At 66.7% G+C, this 16,954-nt stretch carries 8 protein-coding genes and 1 pseudogene; 3 read left to right on the plus strand and 6 right to left on the minus strand.

Annotation, left to right across the window (positions count from 1 at the left end; genetic code table 11):
- The first annotated feature begins 133 nt into the window (after positions 1-133).
- Complete coding sequence (locus IPM49_10360) at positions 134-2,503, plus strand: TonB-dependent receptor (protein MBK9274925.1); 2,370 nt, start codon at positions 134-136, stop codon at positions 2,501-2,503.
- Between the two features lie 63 nt (positions 2,504-2,566).
- On the opposite strand, the gene IPM49_10365 is transcribed toward IPM49_10360, so the two are convergent.
- Entirely contained in the window at positions 2,567-3,082 is a 516-nt protein-coding gene (locus IPM49_10365) for a hypothetical protein (GenBank protein MBK9274926.1), read from the minus strand.
- Between the two features lie 229 nt (positions 3,083-3,311).
- On the opposite strand from IPM49_10365, the pseudogene IPM49_10370 reads away from it, so the two are divergent.
- Both IPM49_10370 and IPM49_10375 read left to right on the plus strand, forming a co-directional pair.
- A pseudogene (locus tag IPM49_10370) lies at positions 3,312-4,534 on the plus strand (IS256 family transposase).
- A 248-nt stretch (positions 4,535-4,782) separates the two neighbouring features.
- A complete protein-coding gene (locus tag IPM49_10375; protein MBK9274927.1) occupies positions 4,783-6,432 on the plus strand; it encodes a leucine-rich repeat domain-containing protein in 1,650 nt (549 codons plus the stop codon).
- Between the two features lie 13 nt (positions 6,433-6,445).
- Here IPM49_10375 and IPM49_10380 read toward each other — a convergent pair whose 3' ends face one another.
- The 5 genes from IPM49_10380 to IPM49_10400 form a co-directional block, all read right to left on the minus strand.
- Entirely contained in the window at positions 6,446-7,153 is a 708-nt protein-coding gene (locus tag IPM49_10380; GenBank protein MBK9274928.1) for a LytTR family transcriptional regulator DNA-binding domain-containing protein, read from the minus strand.
- Entirely contained in the window at positions 7,150-8,976 is a 1,827-nt protein-coding gene (locus IPM49_10385; protein ID MBK9274929.1) for an ATP-binding protein, read from the minus strand. Before IPM49_10385 ends, IPM49_10380 begins: the two co-directional genes overlap by 4 nt.
- Complete coding sequence (locus tag IPM49_10390; protein MBK9274930.1) at positions 8,977-11,235, minus strand: hypothetical protein; 2,259 nt, start codon at positions 11,233-11,235, stop codon at positions 8,977-8,979.
- A gap of 120 nt (positions 11,236-11,355) precedes the next feature.
- A complete protein-coding gene (locus tag IPM49_10395; protein MBK9274931.1) occupies positions 11,356-15,060 on the minus strand; it encodes a right-handed parallel beta-helix repeat-containing protein in 3,705 nt (1,234 codons plus the stop codon).
- A gap of 103 nt (positions 15,061-15,163) precedes the next feature.
- Positions 15,164-16,948, minus strand: a complete 1,785-nt coding sequence (locus IPM49_10400) for a tetratricopeptide repeat protein (GenBank protein MBK9274932.1) — start codon at positions 16,946-16,948, stop codon at positions 15,164-15,166.
- Between the last annotated feature and the right edge of the window lie 6 nt (positions 16,949-16,954).

Raw genomic sequence — 16,954 nt, forward strand, 5'->3', positions numbered from 1 at the left:
TCCGACCGTTCCTCCCACCGCTGTATTCTTAACCCATGTCAACGCGTCGCATGGCCGTCAGCAAGCTCCTTTGCACCCGAAACGACCTGCCATGCGCCTGCACTTCGCTCCCCTCCTGCTCGTCCCGATCCTCATGACCGCCACGCCCATCGCTGCGCACGCGCAGGGCACGCAGACCGTCCGCGGCCGCGTGCTGGACCAGGAGAGCGGCTACCCCGTGTTCATGGCCAACGTGGTGGTGGCCGGCAGCCAGCCCACGCTGGGCACCTCCACCGACGAGGAGGGCCGCTTCACGCTTGCGACCGTGCCGCTGGGCCGGGCGGTGCTGCAGGTGGCGGCGATGGGGTACCAGCCGCTGAGCACCGCCCCGCTGCTGGTGGTGGCCGGCAAGGAGCTGGTGCTCGACCTGGAGCTGGCCCCGAGCGTGGAACAGCTCCAGGAGGTCACCATCCGCGCCGCGGAACAGGACCGCAACGCGCTCAACAACGAGATGACCACCCTGAGCGCGCGCACCTTCGATGCGGAACTGAGCCAGCGCTTCGCCGGAAGCCGCGGGGACCCCGCGCGGATGGCCACCAACTTCGCGGGGGTGAGCGGCGCCAACGACGGCCGCAACGACATCATCATCCGCGGCAACTCGCCCGCAGGCCTGCTCTGGCGCCTGGAGGGTGTGGACATCCCGAGCCCCAACCACTTCAGCTCCTTCGGCAGCACCGGCGGTCCGGTGAGCATCCTCAACAACAACGTGCTGGCCAAGAGCGACTTCATGACCAGCGCCTTCCCGTCGAGCTACGGCAACGCCCTCAGCGGCGCCTTCGACCTGTTCATGCGCAGCGGCAACGACGAGAAGCATGAGTTCCTCGGCCAGCTCGGCTTTAACGGCTTCGAGCTGGGCGCCGAGGGTCCCATCAACCGGCGGTCGCGCGCGAGCTACCTGGTGAACTACCGCTATTCCACCCTGCAGGCGTTCCAGGCCATCGGCCTCGACTTCGGCACGGGCAGCGCGGTGCCCAAGTACCAGGATGTGAGCTTCAAGCTCGACCTGCCCACGGCCAAGGCCGGCCGCTTCACGCTGTTCGGCCTGGGCGGCAAGAGCGGGGTGGACCTGCTGGGCCGCGAGACCGACCTGAGCGCCGCCAACGAGAGCGAGCTGTACGGCTCTGCGGAACGCGACATCTACAACCGCTCGCGCACGGGCGTCGTCGGCGCCTCGCACACCTACTTCTTCGACCCGAACACCAGCTACCGCCTGGTGGTGGCCGCCACACATCAGCTGGAGGAGAACATCGCCGATTCGCTCACCTGGGGCGATGCGGCCAACGGCTATCCCCTGCTGGACACCGATCCGGTGTACACGCAGCGCGGCGAGCAGAACAGCTACCAGGTGCATTTCGTGCTGCGCCGGCGCTTCGGTGCGCGGGACAATGTGCATGTGGGGGTGATGGCGAACCATGCCGTGGCCGGGTTCGAAGAGCGCTACTTCGCCCTGTCACCGCTGGGCGACCGCTGGGTGCAGTTGAAGCAGGGCGATGGGGCCAGCACGCTCTACCAGGCCTACGCCACCTGGAAGCACAGCTTCACCGACCGGTTGTCCACCACCCTCGGTCTGCATGGCCAGCTCTTTGACCTGAACAGCAGCACGGCGGTGGAGCCGCGCTTCGGCCTCACCTACCGGGTGAGCGACCAGGGCACCTTCGGCCTGGGCTACGGCCTGCATGGACAGACCCAACCCCTGCCGGTGTACTACACCACCGAGCGCGACGGCAGCGACGGCGGGAACATGGGCCTCGACCTGACGCGCAGCCATCATGCCGTGGTGAGCTATGAGCAGCGCTTCGGGAGCACGATGCGCCTGCGCACCGAGGCCTACTACCAGTACCTGTTCGGCGCGCCGGTGGAGTCCGTGCCCAGCACCTTCAGCATGTTGAACGCCGGTGCCGACTTCGGCACTCCTGACGCCACGCAGCTGGTGAACAAGGGCCTGGGCCGCAACTATGGCCTGGAGATCACGGCCGAACGCACGTATGACCAGGGCTTCTATGCGCTGGTGACCGCCTCGCTCTTCTGCAGCGAGGTCATGGGCAGCGACGGCGTATGGCGCTCGTCGGCCTTCGACGGCAACTACGTGTTCAACGCGCTGGCGGGCAAGGAATGGAAGCTGGGCAAGGGCAACAGCCACCTCGTGGTGGACCTGAAGGCGACCTATGCCGGTGGGCGGCGCTACACGCCGATCGATCTGGACGCGTCGATCGCGGAAGGGGAGCAGGTGCTGATCGAGGAGCGCACGAACAGCGAGCGTTACCTCGACTACTTCCGCACCGACCTGAAGCTGATGTACCGCCGTTCGGGCCGGAAAGCCACGCACGAGGCGGGCATCGACCTGCAGAACGTCACCGGCCGGCGCAACATCTACACGCAGTACTACGACGACCGCACCGGCAAGCTCGCCACCGAGTACCAGCTGGGCTTCTTCCCGATCCCGATGTACCGGGTGTTGTTCTGAACCACCGCACCACAACGCGAAAGGGCGCCCGAAGGCGCCCTTTTCCGCATGCCGCGATCCGGTTCACCGGGCACTGGTGGCCTCGGCGCGCAGTTCGGTGACGGACAGGTCCTGTTCCACCGGGCGGATCACAGGCACGGTGATGCCGTCGTTCTCCGCGAAGGCGATGTGACCGACCGGGCCGGCATAGCAGAGATGCAGGTCATCGGGCTGGCGCTCCAGCTCCAGGTCGAAGGCCACGCGCACCGTGCGGGCGAAGAGGCCCCGGGCCTCGGGCACGCCGTGGGTGTCGATGGTCACTTCCTTGGTGATGTGGCCGGGGCTTTCGAGGGTGAGCGTCACGCGCTCCTTCACCGGGATGTGGAAGCTGTAGGCACCGTTGCGGCCGAGCACCACGTCCATGGTCTCGTGGCCATCGCTCACGGTCATGCGCACGGGGTGCAGGTCCTGGTCGGGCATGCGCACATCGCCGGTGAAGGTGACGAAGGTCTGCGCACCGGCGGCGATGCTGAGGGTGATGCAGGCAGCGATGAGGGTGGCCTGGATCAAGGTGCGGCGGATGTGGGGCTGGAGGTTCATGGCGTTCAGGTGTTGGGGTTTTCCGTGTCGTTGGTGGGTCAAAGCAAGCCCCGGAGGAGGGGGTGCGTGAGCCCGGCCGAGCAGGTGGCGGGGGACAGGGAGCAAGTGGCGGGAGTGAGCAGCGAAGGGCCTCACGCAGAGGCGCAGAGGACGCTGAGGAAGCACGAGCAGGGGCGAGACTGTTCAGTAAAGTGTGTCAGGCCGGATTGCGAACTTCAACACCTGACCCATGGAGGACAAGACGGACAAGTTCGATTACGAAGCCTTCGAGAAGGAGGCCATGAAGCAATTGCTACTGGGCAAGCCCTTGAGCGGCAGCGATGGGGTGCTGACCCCGCTGGTGAAGCGACTGATGGAGGCCTCGCTACGGGGCGAGCTGAGCGCTCACCTGGCCGAGGAGCCGCCTGGAGGTAACCGGCGCAACGGACATGGGCGCAAGCGGGTGAAGACCGCCCACGGAGAGGTGGAGATCGCCACGCCGCGCGACCGTGAGGGAACCTTTGACCCGGTGCTGCTGCCCAAGCGCGAGCGCGTGCTGAACGCCGAGCTGGACATGAAGATCATCAAGCTCTACGGGCTTGGGATGAGCCAGCGCGACATAAGCGACCATGTGCGGGACCTGTACGGCATCGAGGTGAGCGAGGCCACGATCAGCGCGGTGACCGACCAGGTGATCGCCGACGTGCAGGCCTGGCGGCAGCGGCCCTTGGAGGCGCGCTACGCGATCGTGTGGCTCGATGCCATCCACTTCAAGGTGAAGCAGGAAGGGCGCGTGGTGAACAAGGCCGTATACACCGCCTTGGGCGTTGGCCCCGATGGCCACAAGGACCTGCTGGGCCTGTACGTGGGGCAGAGCGAAGGGGCCAAGTTCTGGCTGGGCGTGCTGGGCGACCTGCGCCAACGCGGCGTGGAGGACATGCTGATCGCATGCATCGACAACCTGAGCGGCTTCTCCGACGCGATCTCCTTGGTGTACCCACAGAGCGATATCCAGCTCTGCATCGTGCACCAGGTGCGCAATACCCTGAAGTACGTCAGCTACAAGCACTACAAGGAGGTGGTCAAGGACATGCGGGCCATCTACCGGGCCCCTGGTGAGCAGCAAGCGCTGCATGCCCTGGAGGTCTTCAGCGACAAATGGGGGAACGCTACCCGCAGGCGGTGAGCTCCTGGCACACCAACTGGCCGCTGCTGGCCAGCCAGTACCGCTACAGCGAGCGCATCCGGCGGCTCATCTACACCACCAATCCCATCGAGGGCTTCCACGCTCAGCTGCGCAAGTACACCAAGACCAAGCGCGTCTTCGACAACGACATGGCCCTGCTCAAGCTGCTCTATCTGGCCCAGCAGCGCATCGTGGAGAAAATGGCCGCCAAGCCCATCTTCGCTTGGAGGGAGATAGCCGCCGAGCTACGCCTGCTCTTCGGCCCACGCTTCGATCCACAGGCGATCAACACCGATCAACAGGTTCTGAGTCTCCCCCGGACCCCCTCGTTCAAAACCCAACAACATCAACATCATCAGCAATAACGATGATGACACACTTTATCTAACAGACCCGGAGTCAAGGATGACGCCCTCCAGCGCAGGGGCAACCCTATTCGCCGCTCGACGTCCAACCAGGGAGCACATCACCCATGCGCCTGATCCACCTCCTACTTACCGTCCTTTCGCGCCTCTCGTGCTGTGCCTTGATCCCCATGCCAGACGCAGCGTTGCGCGCATGGGCGAACACCCAGTTCCCGGGGTGCATCGTGGGCACGTCCATCGACGAGACCCACCCCGGCGTACAGTCGGCCTACCAGGTGGACATCAGCTTCGTGGGCACGGTGACGGACCTGCGGGGAATGGAAGCCTTCCTGAACGCTGAGGAGATGATCGTGAGCAACAACCCGATCGCCATTTGGATGGGCCCGCCGAACCTGTTGATGTTGGGTGCCGTGAACTGTGGTATCACGGGAACCTTCCACGTGCCGTACCATATTCACACGCTGCAGATCTCCTTCAATGCCATCACCACCTTGGTCATACCTTCCGGGTCGAACCTGGGCGCACTGTATGCCCAGCACAACCAGATCAGCTCCATCGTGGGCAACTGGGATGCGACGTTCGTGGACGTGAGCCACAACCAGCTGACATCGCTATGGGGGATCGTGAACAGTTCGTGGTTGGTGACCCTCAACGCCAGCCACAACCTGCTCACGACCATGCCAGCGTTCAACTCCGGTCATATGAACGCCTTGGATCTGAGCTGGAATCAGATCACGGGAGTGGTGCCGGTGAACGGGAACAACGACCTGGATGTGGACCTGAGCCACAATGCGGTGGATGGTGTGAGCGGTACGGTGACCGCCCACAGCTTGAATTTGAGCCACAATCCACTAACGCAAGGGATCGCCCGGCTGAACAACCTGGTGCGAAGCTTGCGCGTGAGCGACACACAACTGCCCTGTCTGCCTCGATTGAACACTGGTCTGCAGACCTTGTACTGTACCGGCAGCCCTATCAGCTGCCTGCCCAACCAGCCGACGGGGTTGAACACAAGCGTGGCCAACCTGGGATTCACCGCCGTGCTGTGTGGCAACACCTCGCCATGCTTCCAGGCGCCCACGGCCGTGGACCTGCGGATGCTGTTGCAGGGGCCCTACGATCCGGTCACGCAATTCATGCGGACCGACCTGCGCACCCTGGGTGTGCTGCCCACCACCGACCCCTACCCGGGCCTGGGCATCACCTATGTGGGCAACGGCTGGCCGGGCGTCCAGGACCCCGCCGTGCTGAACGCCACGGGGGTGGATGCGGTGGTGGACTGGGTGGTGGTGGAGCTGCGCTCCACCATTGCGCCATACCCGGTGGTGGCCTCGCGGCCCGCGCTGCTGCAGCGCGATGGCGACGTGGTGGGCACCAACGGCTCGCTGACGGTGGGCTTCAACGCGCCGGCCGGCAACTACCGCGTGGCCGTGCTGCACCGCAACCACCTGGGGGTGATGACCGGGAACGCCTACAGCATGGGCAGCACGCCCGCTGCGGTGGACCTGACGGTGAGCAGCACGGCCACCCACGGCACCAACGCACGGAACACCGTGGGCACGCGGACGGTGATGTGGCCTGGGGATGCCACGCGCGACGGCAGCGTGAAGTACATCGGTGCGGCCAACGACCGCGACGCGATCCTGGTGGCCGTGGGCGGGAGCACACCGAACACGGTACTTTCGGGCGTGTACGACAGCCGCGACGTGAACCTTGACGGGACAGTAAAGTACACGGGCAGCGCGAACGATCGGGACATCGTGCTGCAGACGATCGGCGGCAGCACCCCCACGGCGGTACGCACCGCACAGCTACCGTGAGCGCACCGCGCGATCACCGGTCCGCGGTGCCTCCGATGCGCAGACGCGCCTTCAACGCATCGCGGTGCGTGCGGCCCACGGGCACGCGATGGGGCCCCACGAGCACATGCCCATCGTGCAGGGCGGACACGCGGTGGAGGTTGACCAGGTAGGAGCGGTGCACCCGCGCGAAGCCTGCTGTACCGAGCCGCTGCTGGATGTGGGCCAGCGTGGCCACGAGCACATGCCTGCGCTCGGCGGTGTGCAGGATCACATAGTTGTCGTCGGCCTCCGCGAAGAGCACTTCGCCGACGGGCAGCCGCACCAGGCGGCCCTTGTCGCGCACGAACAGATCGGCGGGACCCGTGGGCGCGGTGCGGGAGAGGGCCACGGCCAGCTGGGCGCGCAGGTCCTCCTCATCGAACGGTTTGCGGATGAAGCCTGCCGGGCGGGTCTCGCCCATGCGCGCGAGGGTGTCGGCATCGGTATGGGAGGTGACGTAGAGGAAGGGGATGCCGCGTTGCTGCAACCCCGCCGCCACCGCGAAGCCGTCCGGACCATCGCCCAGGCGGATGTCGAGCAGGACCAGATCGGTCGTGATGGTGTGGAGCAGATGCAGGGCCTCCGCGGCATCGCGGGCCCGGCCGCTCACGGCATGCCCCAGGTCGACCAGCATCGTGGCCAGGTCCTCCGCGATGAAGGGCTCATCCTCCACGATCATCACCTGCAGCGGGCGCATCATGGGGCGTGGGGCGGGGTGTGAAGACGGAGTTGCACGGTGGTGCCGGGACCGGTGCGCACCAGTTGCTCGGCCTTCAGCTTCTCGGCGAAGGTGCGCACGAGCACCAGACCGGAGCCGTCAACGATCCCGGGAAGGGGCTCGGACAGGCCCACGCCATCGTCGGCGACGGTGAGGAGCAGACCATCGCGCTGGTGGTGCAGGCTCACCTCGATGCGGCCCTTGCGCCCGTCGGGGAAGGCATGCTTGAGGGCGTTGGTGATGAGCTCGTTGATGACGAGCCCGAGCGGGATGGCCGTATCCACATCGAGCCAGAGGGGTGCCACATCGAGGTGGATGGTCACGTGATCCTCGTCCACGGCATGGCTTCGCCGCAGGCCTTGCGCGAGGCGTTCCACGTAGGGCGCCATCTCGATGCCCTGCACCCCGTCGTGCTGGTAGAGGTCCTGGTGGATGAGGCTCATGCTGCGGATGCGGTCGAGGCCGTCGCGCACGGGCGCTCGCGCGGCGGGATCCCGTATGGCGCGAAGCTGCGCGCGCAGCAGGCCGCTCACGATCTGCAGGTTGTTCTTCACGCGGTGGTGGATCTCTCGCAACAGGAGGCCCTTGGCCTGAAGGGCATCCTCCAGCGCGTGGGTGCGGTCGGCCAGGGCGTTGCGGTGGCGGCGTTCGCGTCGCAGCACGAAGGCCAGGGCGAAGGCGATGGCGGCCAGAAGGAGCACCGCCGCACCCACAAGGACGAGCTGCGTGCGCTGGCGGGCGATGACGGCGGCGCGGTGCTCAAGCTCGGCCTTGGAGAGCGCGTCGCTCGCGCGGCGTTCAAGGGCGAGGATGGCGGCGGCGTCGGAGCGCGCGTCCAGGGTGTCGTTCCACTGGATGAAGCGGCGCAGCTGGGCCAGTGCGCTGTCCGGTCGGCCGAGGGCCACCTCCAGGTCGCTCAGGGCCTCGTGCACCAGTGTGCGTTCCAGCACGAAGCCCCCGTCCACGGCCAGGCGCAGGGCACGGCGCAGGAGGCTGTCCGCGTCGGCGGGCTGGTCGTGCGCGAGCGACCAGCGGCCCGAACGCAGGAGGAGCCGGATGAGGACCAGGGGTGCGGGGACACCGACGGATGCGCTGTCAACGGCGCGGAACCGGTCGACAGCCTCCGTGGTGCGGCCCGAGCGGAAGAGGGCACCGGCCTCGTCGAGCAGGATCTCGTGCGCATGGCGGGCCATGCCGTGGCGTTCGAGGGCCTCGGCCGACCGCCGGTAGTGCAGCGCGGCGCTGTCGTGCCGCCCCAGCACCTGGAGCACCTGGGCCAGTTCACGCTCCACTCCGGCGGCCCATTCGTGCTCGCCGGCCTGTTCGAGGTCGGCCAGCGCACGCGCATACGCCGTGCGGGCCTCGTTCCAATGGCGGGCATCGGCCAGGATGCTGGCGATGTTGGCCTGCACCATGCCGGATCCCCCGAGGAGGCCCTCGGCGCGATAGGTGGCCAGTGACCGTTGAAAGTGCGGCAGGGCGCTCAGGCCATCGCCGCGCACATAGAGCGCCTGGCCCAGCATGGCCTGCGCCTGTGCGCGCTGATGTGCGGTACCGCCGGCATCGGCCAGTACGGCGAAGGCTTCGGCATGCATCGAGGCCCGGGCGGGCCTGCGGAAGACCTCGGCATGGAACAACGCGCGCAGCACCGGCAGTCGCGAGGTGTCCTGCGGCAGCCCGGCCAGCACGCGCTCCAGGCTGTCCACCTGGGCGGGAAGGGACAGGGCGCCGAGCAATGCCCACGGCAGGACGATGGCGCGCCACCCGGGGAGGGCGGCCACCATCGACCCGGGCATGCGGCGCATTCAGGGCAGCTGTTCGGTGCGGGTGCCGGTGGGCAGCGGCGGTCCGATGGTCATCAGGATCGGATCCCGGTCGTTGGCGCTGCCGGTGTACTTCACCACGCCGTCCATGTTCGCATCCTCAGGCCAGTAGCCCGCGACGGTGGCGGTGGGGATGATCCCGCCGATCCGCACGAGGATGGCATCACGGTCATTGGCCGCGCCGGTGTACTTCACCGTGTTGTCGAAGCGGGTGTTGTTGGGCCAAAGCACCTGGGTGCCGTTCACATCCCTGCGGGCATCGGTGCCGAAGACGAGCGTGCCGGGCAGGGTGAGGTCGATGGTGAGCGGGGTGCTACCCAGGCTCACGGGCGCGGCGGTCATCACGCCCAGGTGATTGCGGTGGCGGAGCGCCACATGGTAGTCGCCCGGGAAGCGACAGAAGCCGACAGGCGCCACGCCGTCCACGCCCACCACATCGCCATCGCGCTGCAACAGGGCCGCCCTGCGGGCCAGCACCTGGGTGGGGTCCACGGGATCGCGCAGTTCCACCAGCACCCAGTCCACGATGGCGCTGGATAGCGTCCAGCCCAGGACCAGAGGAGTGGTCACGGCGGGCTGTTCCAGGGTGAAGCCCATGGCCGTATACGGCTCCTCCAGGGGGATGAGCCCGGCCGTTCGGAGCTGATCGGACATGGCCAGGAAGTCGGCCGGTGTGTGCACGGCGCCCAGGATGGCCTTGAGGCGGACGAAGACGCCGGCGCAATCGGGTTTCTCGAACTGGACGGTGAAGGCCTCGGTGGAACCGGCCGACACGAGGAGCAGGGTGTTGGCCCCGGGGTCCGCGTCGAAGGTGCCGAGGAAGGCGCCGGTGACGTGGATGCGGCCATCGGCACCGACGGCCACTCCGCGGCCCACGTCGTTCTGGGCACCACCCAGGTTGAAGCCTTGCAGAAAGGTGCCGGCGGCCGAGTAGCTGGCCACGAACACATCGGCGGCCCCGTTGGAGGCGATGGTGGAAACGCCCGCACCGGGGTCCAGGTCGAGCGGGTTGCCCGTGGTATTGCCGAAGGTGCCGGTGACGTGCGCGGCTCCCTGGGCGTCCACGTCGACATCGAAGCCCTCGTTGAGGAAGCTCTTGAGCATGAAGGCCCAGGCGAAGGTGCCATCGCTGTTCAGCTTGGCCACGAAGGCGGGCTCGCTGAAGTCACCGGCCAGGGGGAAGCTTCCGGGCCCCGGATCGAAGTCGGTGCTGCTGCTGATGCGACCGGTGATCACCGGTCCACCATCGGGTCCGACGTCCAGGGCCTGGGCGCGTTCGCTGCTGGTGCCGCTGAAGCTCGCGGCCCAGAGGACCGCTCCTCCGGAGGAGACCTTCATCACGAACGCGTCCTCAATGCCCGCGCTGGTGCGCGACAGCACGGCCGCCCCGGGATCGAAGTCGACGGTGTTGCGGAACTCGCCGCACAGCAGCACATCGTCCAGCGCATCGGCGGCCACCCCGAAGGCCTGGTCGTTGCCGGTGCCGCCCACCGCGAAGCCCCACACGAACTGGCCGGCCGGGTCGAGCTTGAGCACGAAGGCGTCCTGCTGGCCGTTGCCGCCGGCGGTGGCCACGCCGGGCCCGGGATCCAGATCACCGGCGGCGCCCAGCACACCGCAGACCAGCACACGGCCGCTGGCGTCCACGCTGATGTCGTTGCCGACATCGGTGCCATTGCCTCCGATGAGGTGGCCCCACAGGTAGGTGCCCTGCGCATCGAGCTTCACCACGAACACATCGAAGGAGGTGTTGGCGCTGGTCCGCAGGTCCACGCCGGGGCCGGGGTCCAGGTCCACCGTTCCACTGGCACGGCCGGTGAGGTACACTTCGCCCCCTGTGTTGGTGGCCACACCGAAGGCCCAGTCCGCTCCGCCCGCACCGATGGAGCCCCCCCAGAGGAAGCCGCCCGCACTGTCCAGGGCTTGCACGAACACGTCGTTGCTGCCGTTGCTGGTGACGTTGAAGGTACCGGGACCGGGATCGAGGTCCACCGTCAGGGTGAAGGTGCCCACGGTGATCACCATGCCGTTCAGGCCGATGGCTACATCATAGGCGAAGTCGGCCTGGGTGGATCCGAGAGCATGGGCCCACGTCGGGGCCTGAGCGAGGGTGTGGGCGGTGGACCCGAGGGCCGTCGCAAAGAGGAGGTGGCGCAACTGCATGGTGGTGGGGCTGAGCGACCCGAACGTAGGCACACGATCAGTGCGCTCCAAGCCGATCGGGGCGAACGACCGATCCATGAGGGCCTGTGAAGACCGGCCCCGCTGAAGGAACGCACCGGCCAAGGAAGAACTCCGGGCTGATGCCGCGATCGACGCATCGCATGCGGAGCCCGGGTGGTCACCGCCGGAGGGCCCTCGTCACTGCAGCATGACGCGCAGCACGCTCCTCGCCCCGTGCGCTCGCTCCACGACCAGGGTGTAGCAGCCGCGTTGCAGCCCGCCCAGGCCGTCGATGCGGGGCGCCGGTGACCATCCACGAACCATGCGACCCGCGGGATCGAAGAGCGCAATGCGTGCTTCGCCGGTCGCTCCCTCCACACGCACGTGGTCCGTGGCCGGGTTCGGGTAGGGCACGAGACCCCCGGGCAGGGTCGCACCCGCCACCGGCACCACGGCCGTCCACACATGCCGTCCGTCCAGGTCCACCTGCTTCAGCTTGTAGTAGCTCGTACGGTCCGCCTCGTTCGCGTCCACATGCCCGTAGTCCGTGCGCTGCTGGCTGTCGCCGGCGCCATCCACCCAGCCCACCTCGGTGAAGTCGTCCTCGCCTTCGATCATGCGCCACACCTCGAAGCCCGCATTGTTGTGCTCGGTGGCGGTGGACCAGTCCAGCCGCACCTCGCGATCGTTGATGCGTTCGCCGGTGAAGGAGAGCAGTTCGACCGGAAGGGGTGCCCCCATGATGGTGATGTACAGCTCGCCGTCCGCGCCGAGCAGGGCGGTGTAGCCATGGGTGCCACCGGTGGCCTGTATGCGCGGCTCCAGCGCAGGGGATGCCGGGAAGGTGGGCATCCACACGTTGCCGGCCGGGTTGTTCAGCAGCGCACAGTCCTCCATGGGCCCGGCGTAGTGGGCCACGCCGGCATCGGCGTACACGTTCACCACCGGGTCGGCGGCCGCATAGGTGCCGAACTCCGCTCCGCTGTGGAAGAGCCGGACGATGGCGGTGCCGGACATGGGCAGGCTGGTGGTGAAGTGCCAGTTGCGGTCCAGGTAGTGCTGTCCGATGAGGCTCTGGCGCACCGGACCGCTGTTGAGGAACACGCCGAACTGCACGATCCCCAGGGGCTGCCCGTTGTCGTTGAAGCGCGCCACCACCATGCGATCCTTGTAGATCCATTGGTCGGTGCCCGTGCCGGTGCTCGTGATGGGATCCGCGGGCACACAGAGATCATAGGTGGCCGACCACAGTTGCGGTTGGAACTCATCCGCCCCGATATCCGGCGCAGTGGTGCTGCGCGCCTCTCCATCCATGTCCGTGGGGTAGAGGGCGAAGGGCAGTCCGCCGCCATCGGCGTCCATGCTGTAGCAGTGCAGGTCGCTGGCGGGATCGAAATAGCACGACTCGCCGGCGAAGCTGTTGGCGAACATGCCGCTCACGGACTGCAGCGCAGTGAGGGTGGTGACGGTGGCGCCGTTCCAGGTGGCCAGGGTGCTGGCCGATCTGCGCAGCAGGTTGTGGCGCACGTCGCTGAACGCGGTCCCGGAGGGGGCATCCAGCGGATGGCTGAAGCGGCTCGCCAGGATGTTGTTCACCAGCCAGAGGTCCGACGAACCAGCGGCGGCGCTCGCGAACAACGCACGACCGGAGTACGCGCTCACGGAGTTGTGCACGATCCGAACGTGGTTGTTCAGGCCGAGGATGCGCAGGGTGTGCCCGGCGAACAGGTCCGAAATGAGGGTATTGTTCGTGACCCATGACGGCGCGCCCACGGTGGCGGCCACCGTGAGCTCCAAAGCGCTCCCTCGGGTCAGCACCCGGTTGTCATCGATGGTAGCACCGCAGCCACAGGTCACCTTGATCGCCGGGAACAGGGCGCTGCCGAGCATGGTGACCTTGTTCCTTGAGATGGTGACGGACGAAGCCTGGAACACGGTGATGCCGCCTTGCACGTTCTCGATCACATTGTCCGTGATGGTCCATTCATCGCCCGCATTGCCCGGGTTCCCGAACGCATAGACCCCACCGTTGAAGTAGTTCCCCTCGAAGACCGTACCCACTTCGTTGAGGGCCGGCGAATTGGCCGCGCTCACCATGACGCTGTTGAAGCCGATCGCACCCGTACGCAGGAACCGGCAGCCGGTGAAGCGGATGTGCTCGGAGGGGTCGTTGGGCGTGCCAACACCGGAACGGAAGCGGAAGATCGTTCCATAGGTCGCCACACCGTACCGCTCCAGGGTGATGCGCTCGAAGGCCACGTGATCGGCGCCCTCCATGCGCACCACGTGATCGATGGGCGTCGAGGTGGTCGTGGCGGGATAGCGCAGGGTGACCGCCGTGCTGTCCGACACATTGCCGCGGAAGGTCACCGTGTTGGTGGAGGACGATCCGGTGATGGCCGGCAGGCTGATGGCCTCGGTGTACACCCCGTCCTCCACCAGGAAGAGGACCGGCCCGGCGATGCCGCAGATGCCCAGCTTCAGCACGGCCGCGCTGAACGTGGGGAAGTCCGCTCCGAGGGACGGGCCGATGGTGTAGGTCCCGTTGAGGGTGAAGCAGTACTCGTCCGTTTCATCCGCTCCGATATCCGGGTCGCTCAGCGCAGGGCGCGGTCGCAGCTCCGCATCCCGATCATCAGCCACGCCCGCCGCGAGCGTCCCCGTACCACCACAGGGGGACGTGCTTTGGATGTGGAGGTCGGTGAGCGGGTCCACATAGACCGGGTCCATGAAAAGGCTGTTGGCATCAAGGCCGGTGGCCGCTGTAAGAGAGGTCTGGTTCGAGTGGATCCCGGACCAGTTGACGGAGGCGCCGGACACCGTGTGGTAGCAGTTGTGGTCGGAGGCGATCACGGTGGCCGTGGCGCCCACGGTGAGCGCGTAGCCCAGGTCGCGGTACCAGCTGTTGTTCAGCATCCGGATGGCCGTGTTCCCATTGGAGATGTTGCCTGCACCTGACACGCTGTTGTGCAACAGATCCACCCGGTCACAGAACACCAGGCTCACGGTGCTGCTGCTCCCGATCACCATGTTGTTGGCCACCCGGATGGGCAGGGCAGGCGTCCCGGCGAGCTGCTGCAAGGCCAGGGTGGTGTAGAGCCCAACTGAGCGCAGCGTGTTCCGGCTGATGTCCACATCCCCGCTCAGGCTCAGGGCGGTCACACAACTCGCTGCCTGGGTGTGGAAGGAGGTGTTGCCCAGCAGGTGCACCTGTCCGGAGATCCCCTGGAACCACATGCGCGCCTCGTGGAGATCGCAGCCCTCCACGGTCACTTCATCGGCCTCGCCCGTAGTGGCCCACCAATAGAGACCATGGTTGCCATGTTCGATGCGATCGGCCTCGAAGCGGATGGCGGCCTGCACAGCGTTGCTCGCGCTGTGGATCACGTTCCGGTCCTGCACGGCGGCGGTGAAATTGGTGGGGCCGCGCAGCTTGCAGTGCCGAACGGTGAGGTGTGCCGTGGTGCCGTCGATCACCAGCACGTGCGCATACTGGTTGGTCCCGGTGCGTTGCAGGGTCATGTGCTCCAGCGTGATGTACTGGGCACCGTCCAGGCGCAACAGGCTGTTGTGGCCCTGCCAGGGGATGGAGGTGTAGCTGGCCTCGGTCCAGGTCACCAACGAGCTGTCGAGGCTTTGCCCGCGGAAGGTCACCGTGTTCACGGCGGACACACCGGCCACCGCCCCGATGGTCGCACGACCGGAGTAGGATCCGTCGGTCACCTCGAACAGCACCGGGCCGTTCACACCAAGCGCGTTCAGGTCGTCGATGGCCGCGCTGAACGTGGTGTAGTCGCCCCCACCGCCGCCATCGATCACATAGGTGCCGTTGAGCTGGGCGGATGCCGAGGGCGCAAGGATCATTGACCCTGCGACGACCAGGGAGCGGAACGGACGGGCCATGGGTCGGAACGATGGACCTTGCAAGGTCCCCGAAGCCGACGCCCGTGGTCCAGCACGATCGGGTGAACGGCCCTCAGGATCGGGTGAACGTCCGAACCCATGCTCAGCCGGTACGCTTGTAATTGCGCACGACGATCCGCACCGTGGTGCCCCGTGCCCCGCTGATGGTGTGCTCCGCCTTGAGCTTGTTGGCGAACGTGCGGATCATGCCCAGTCCGAAGCCTGTGCCACCAGCCGAGACCGCCTCCGGGTCGGCGATGCCCACGCCATCGTCGGCCACCTCCACCACCAGCGCGCCTGCGGCTTCCTCCACAGCGATGGCAAGCGTGCCCGTTCGAGCATCGGGCCAGGCGTACTTGAGCGCGTTGGTGACGAGCTCGTTCAGGATGAGCCCGACCGGCACGGCCGTGTCCACGTCCAGGTTGACCGGCGCCACCCGCAGGTCGGCGGCAACACGATCGGTCATGCCGTAGCTGGTGATCAGGCCATGGACGAGCTTCTCCACGTACGCAGGCATCGCCACCCCGGTGAGGTCGCCCTCACGATACAGGTCCTGGTGGATGAGCGCCATGCTCTTCACGCGCAGGCGGCTGTCGTTCACCGCCTCCTTCGCCTTGGTGTCGGTGATGCCGCGACCCTGGATGCTCAGCAGGCTGCTGACCGTCTGGAGGTTGTTCTTCACGCGGTGATGGATCTCGCGCAGCAGCAGTTCCTTCTCCTTCAACTGCGCCTCGATCACCTTCTTCTGGGCCATCACCTCCCGCTCGCCATTCCGCTTGAGGCGATAGGCACGGTAGGCGAAGAGCGCCACCCCGAGCAGCAGCAGGGCTCCTGCGGCAATGGCTTTGATGGCAAGGGAGCGGCGTTCGAGCTGGGCCACGCTCTCGGCGATGAGGGCATCCTTCCTCCCGCTCTCGTACTTCTCCTGCATCTCGGCGACCTGCGCGCTGCGCTCCAGGCCGAGGATGGTGTCGCGCAGGGCAACGGAACGCCGGAGGTGGCGAAGCGCCGAGTCGGGCATTCCGCGCTGCTCGAACCACTCGCTGAGGAACTCATGGGCGTTGGCCTGCACATCGCCGGCCTGCACTGTGGTGGCCAGCGCCAGGCCTTCGCGCATGCGCAACAGTGCACTGTCCGGATCGCCGGCCTTGCCGTGCAAACGCCCGAGATCGGCCAGCATGTTGGCCCGCGTGTTCTCATCCTCGCCCACGGGCATGATGGCCATGGCGCTTCGCAGGATGCCCAGTGCCTCCTCGCTTCGGCCCAATTCGTCCAGGGCATTGGCCAGGTTCATCCGTGTGGTGGCGGCATAGCGGTCGAACCCCAAGGCGGTCAGGATCGTGTCCGCCTGCCGGTAGTACGCCACCGATCGGTCGAATCCCCTCTGTTCGTAGAGGATGTTCCCCATGTTGTTGGACACGTTCGCCATCCACACGGAATCCGGGATGCTCCGGAACCCCTTCAAGGCCATCTCATACTCGGCGGCCGCTTTGTCCAAGCGGTGCAACTTCTCGTGCACGGTGCCGATGTTGTTGTGGGCCATGGCGGTGTACCAGGGGTCGCCTCCGCGTTCGAAATGGGGCAGTGCGGCCAGGTAGTGCTGCAGCGCATTGTCATGGTCGCTGCGGTTCGTGTAGCACATCCCCGTATAGTTGTGCCCCTTCCCGATCTCCAGGTCGATCCCGCTCTGCCCGGCGAGGGCCCTGTACTCCCGGGCAAAAACCAGCGCGCTGTCCGGATCGTTGAACACCGTCGCACGCAGCAGCTCGGTCAGCACGGGTAGGCGCGATGTGTCCGCTGGCAGGCCCTCACGGATCCGGAGCAGGCTATCCAGCTGGCCCTGGGCCGCACCCGCAATGAGCATCAGGATGATCGCCACCGCTCGCATGGCCGC

It is taken from the genome of Flavobacteriales bacterium (assembly GCA_016715895.1).
Classification (GTDB): Bacteria; Bacteroidota; Bacteroidia; order Flavobacteriales_F; family PHOS-HE28; genus PHOS-HE28.

Excerpts from the sequence above, each read along its gene's own strand:
- IPM49_10360 (MBK9274925.1), top strand. The coding sequence starts at position 134 with ATGACCGCCACGCCCATCGCTGCGCACGCGCAGGGCACGCAGACCGTC.
- IPM49_10365 (MBK9274926.1), bottom strand. The coding sequence starts at position 3,082 with ATGAACCTCCAGCCCCACATCCGCCGCACCTTGATCCAGGCCACCCTC.
- IPM49_10375 (MBK9274927.1), top strand. The coding sequence starts at position 4,783 with ATGCCAGACGCAGCGTTGCGCGCATGGGCGAACACCCAGTTCCCGGGG.
- IPM49_10380 (MBK9274928.1), bottom strand. The coding sequence starts at position 7,153 with ATGATGCGCCCGCTGCAGGTGATGATCGTGGAGGATGAGCCCTTCATC.
- IPM49_10385 (MBK9274929.1), bottom strand. The coding sequence starts at position 8,976 with ATGCGCCGCATGCCCGGGTCGATGGTGGCCGCCCTCCCCGGGTGGCGC.
- IPM49_10390 (MBK9274930.1), bottom strand. The coding sequence starts at position 11,235 with ATGGATCGGTCGTTCGCCCCGATCGGCTTGGAGCGCACTGATCGTGTG.
- IPM49_10395 (MBK9274931.1), bottom strand. The coding sequence starts at position 15,060 with ATGGCCCGTCCGTTCCGCTCCCTGGTCGTCGCAGGGTCAATGATCCTT.
- IPM49_10400 (MBK9274932.1), bottom strand. The coding sequence starts at position 16,948 with ATGCGAGCGGTGGCGATCATCCTGATGCTCATTGCGGGTGCGGCCCAG.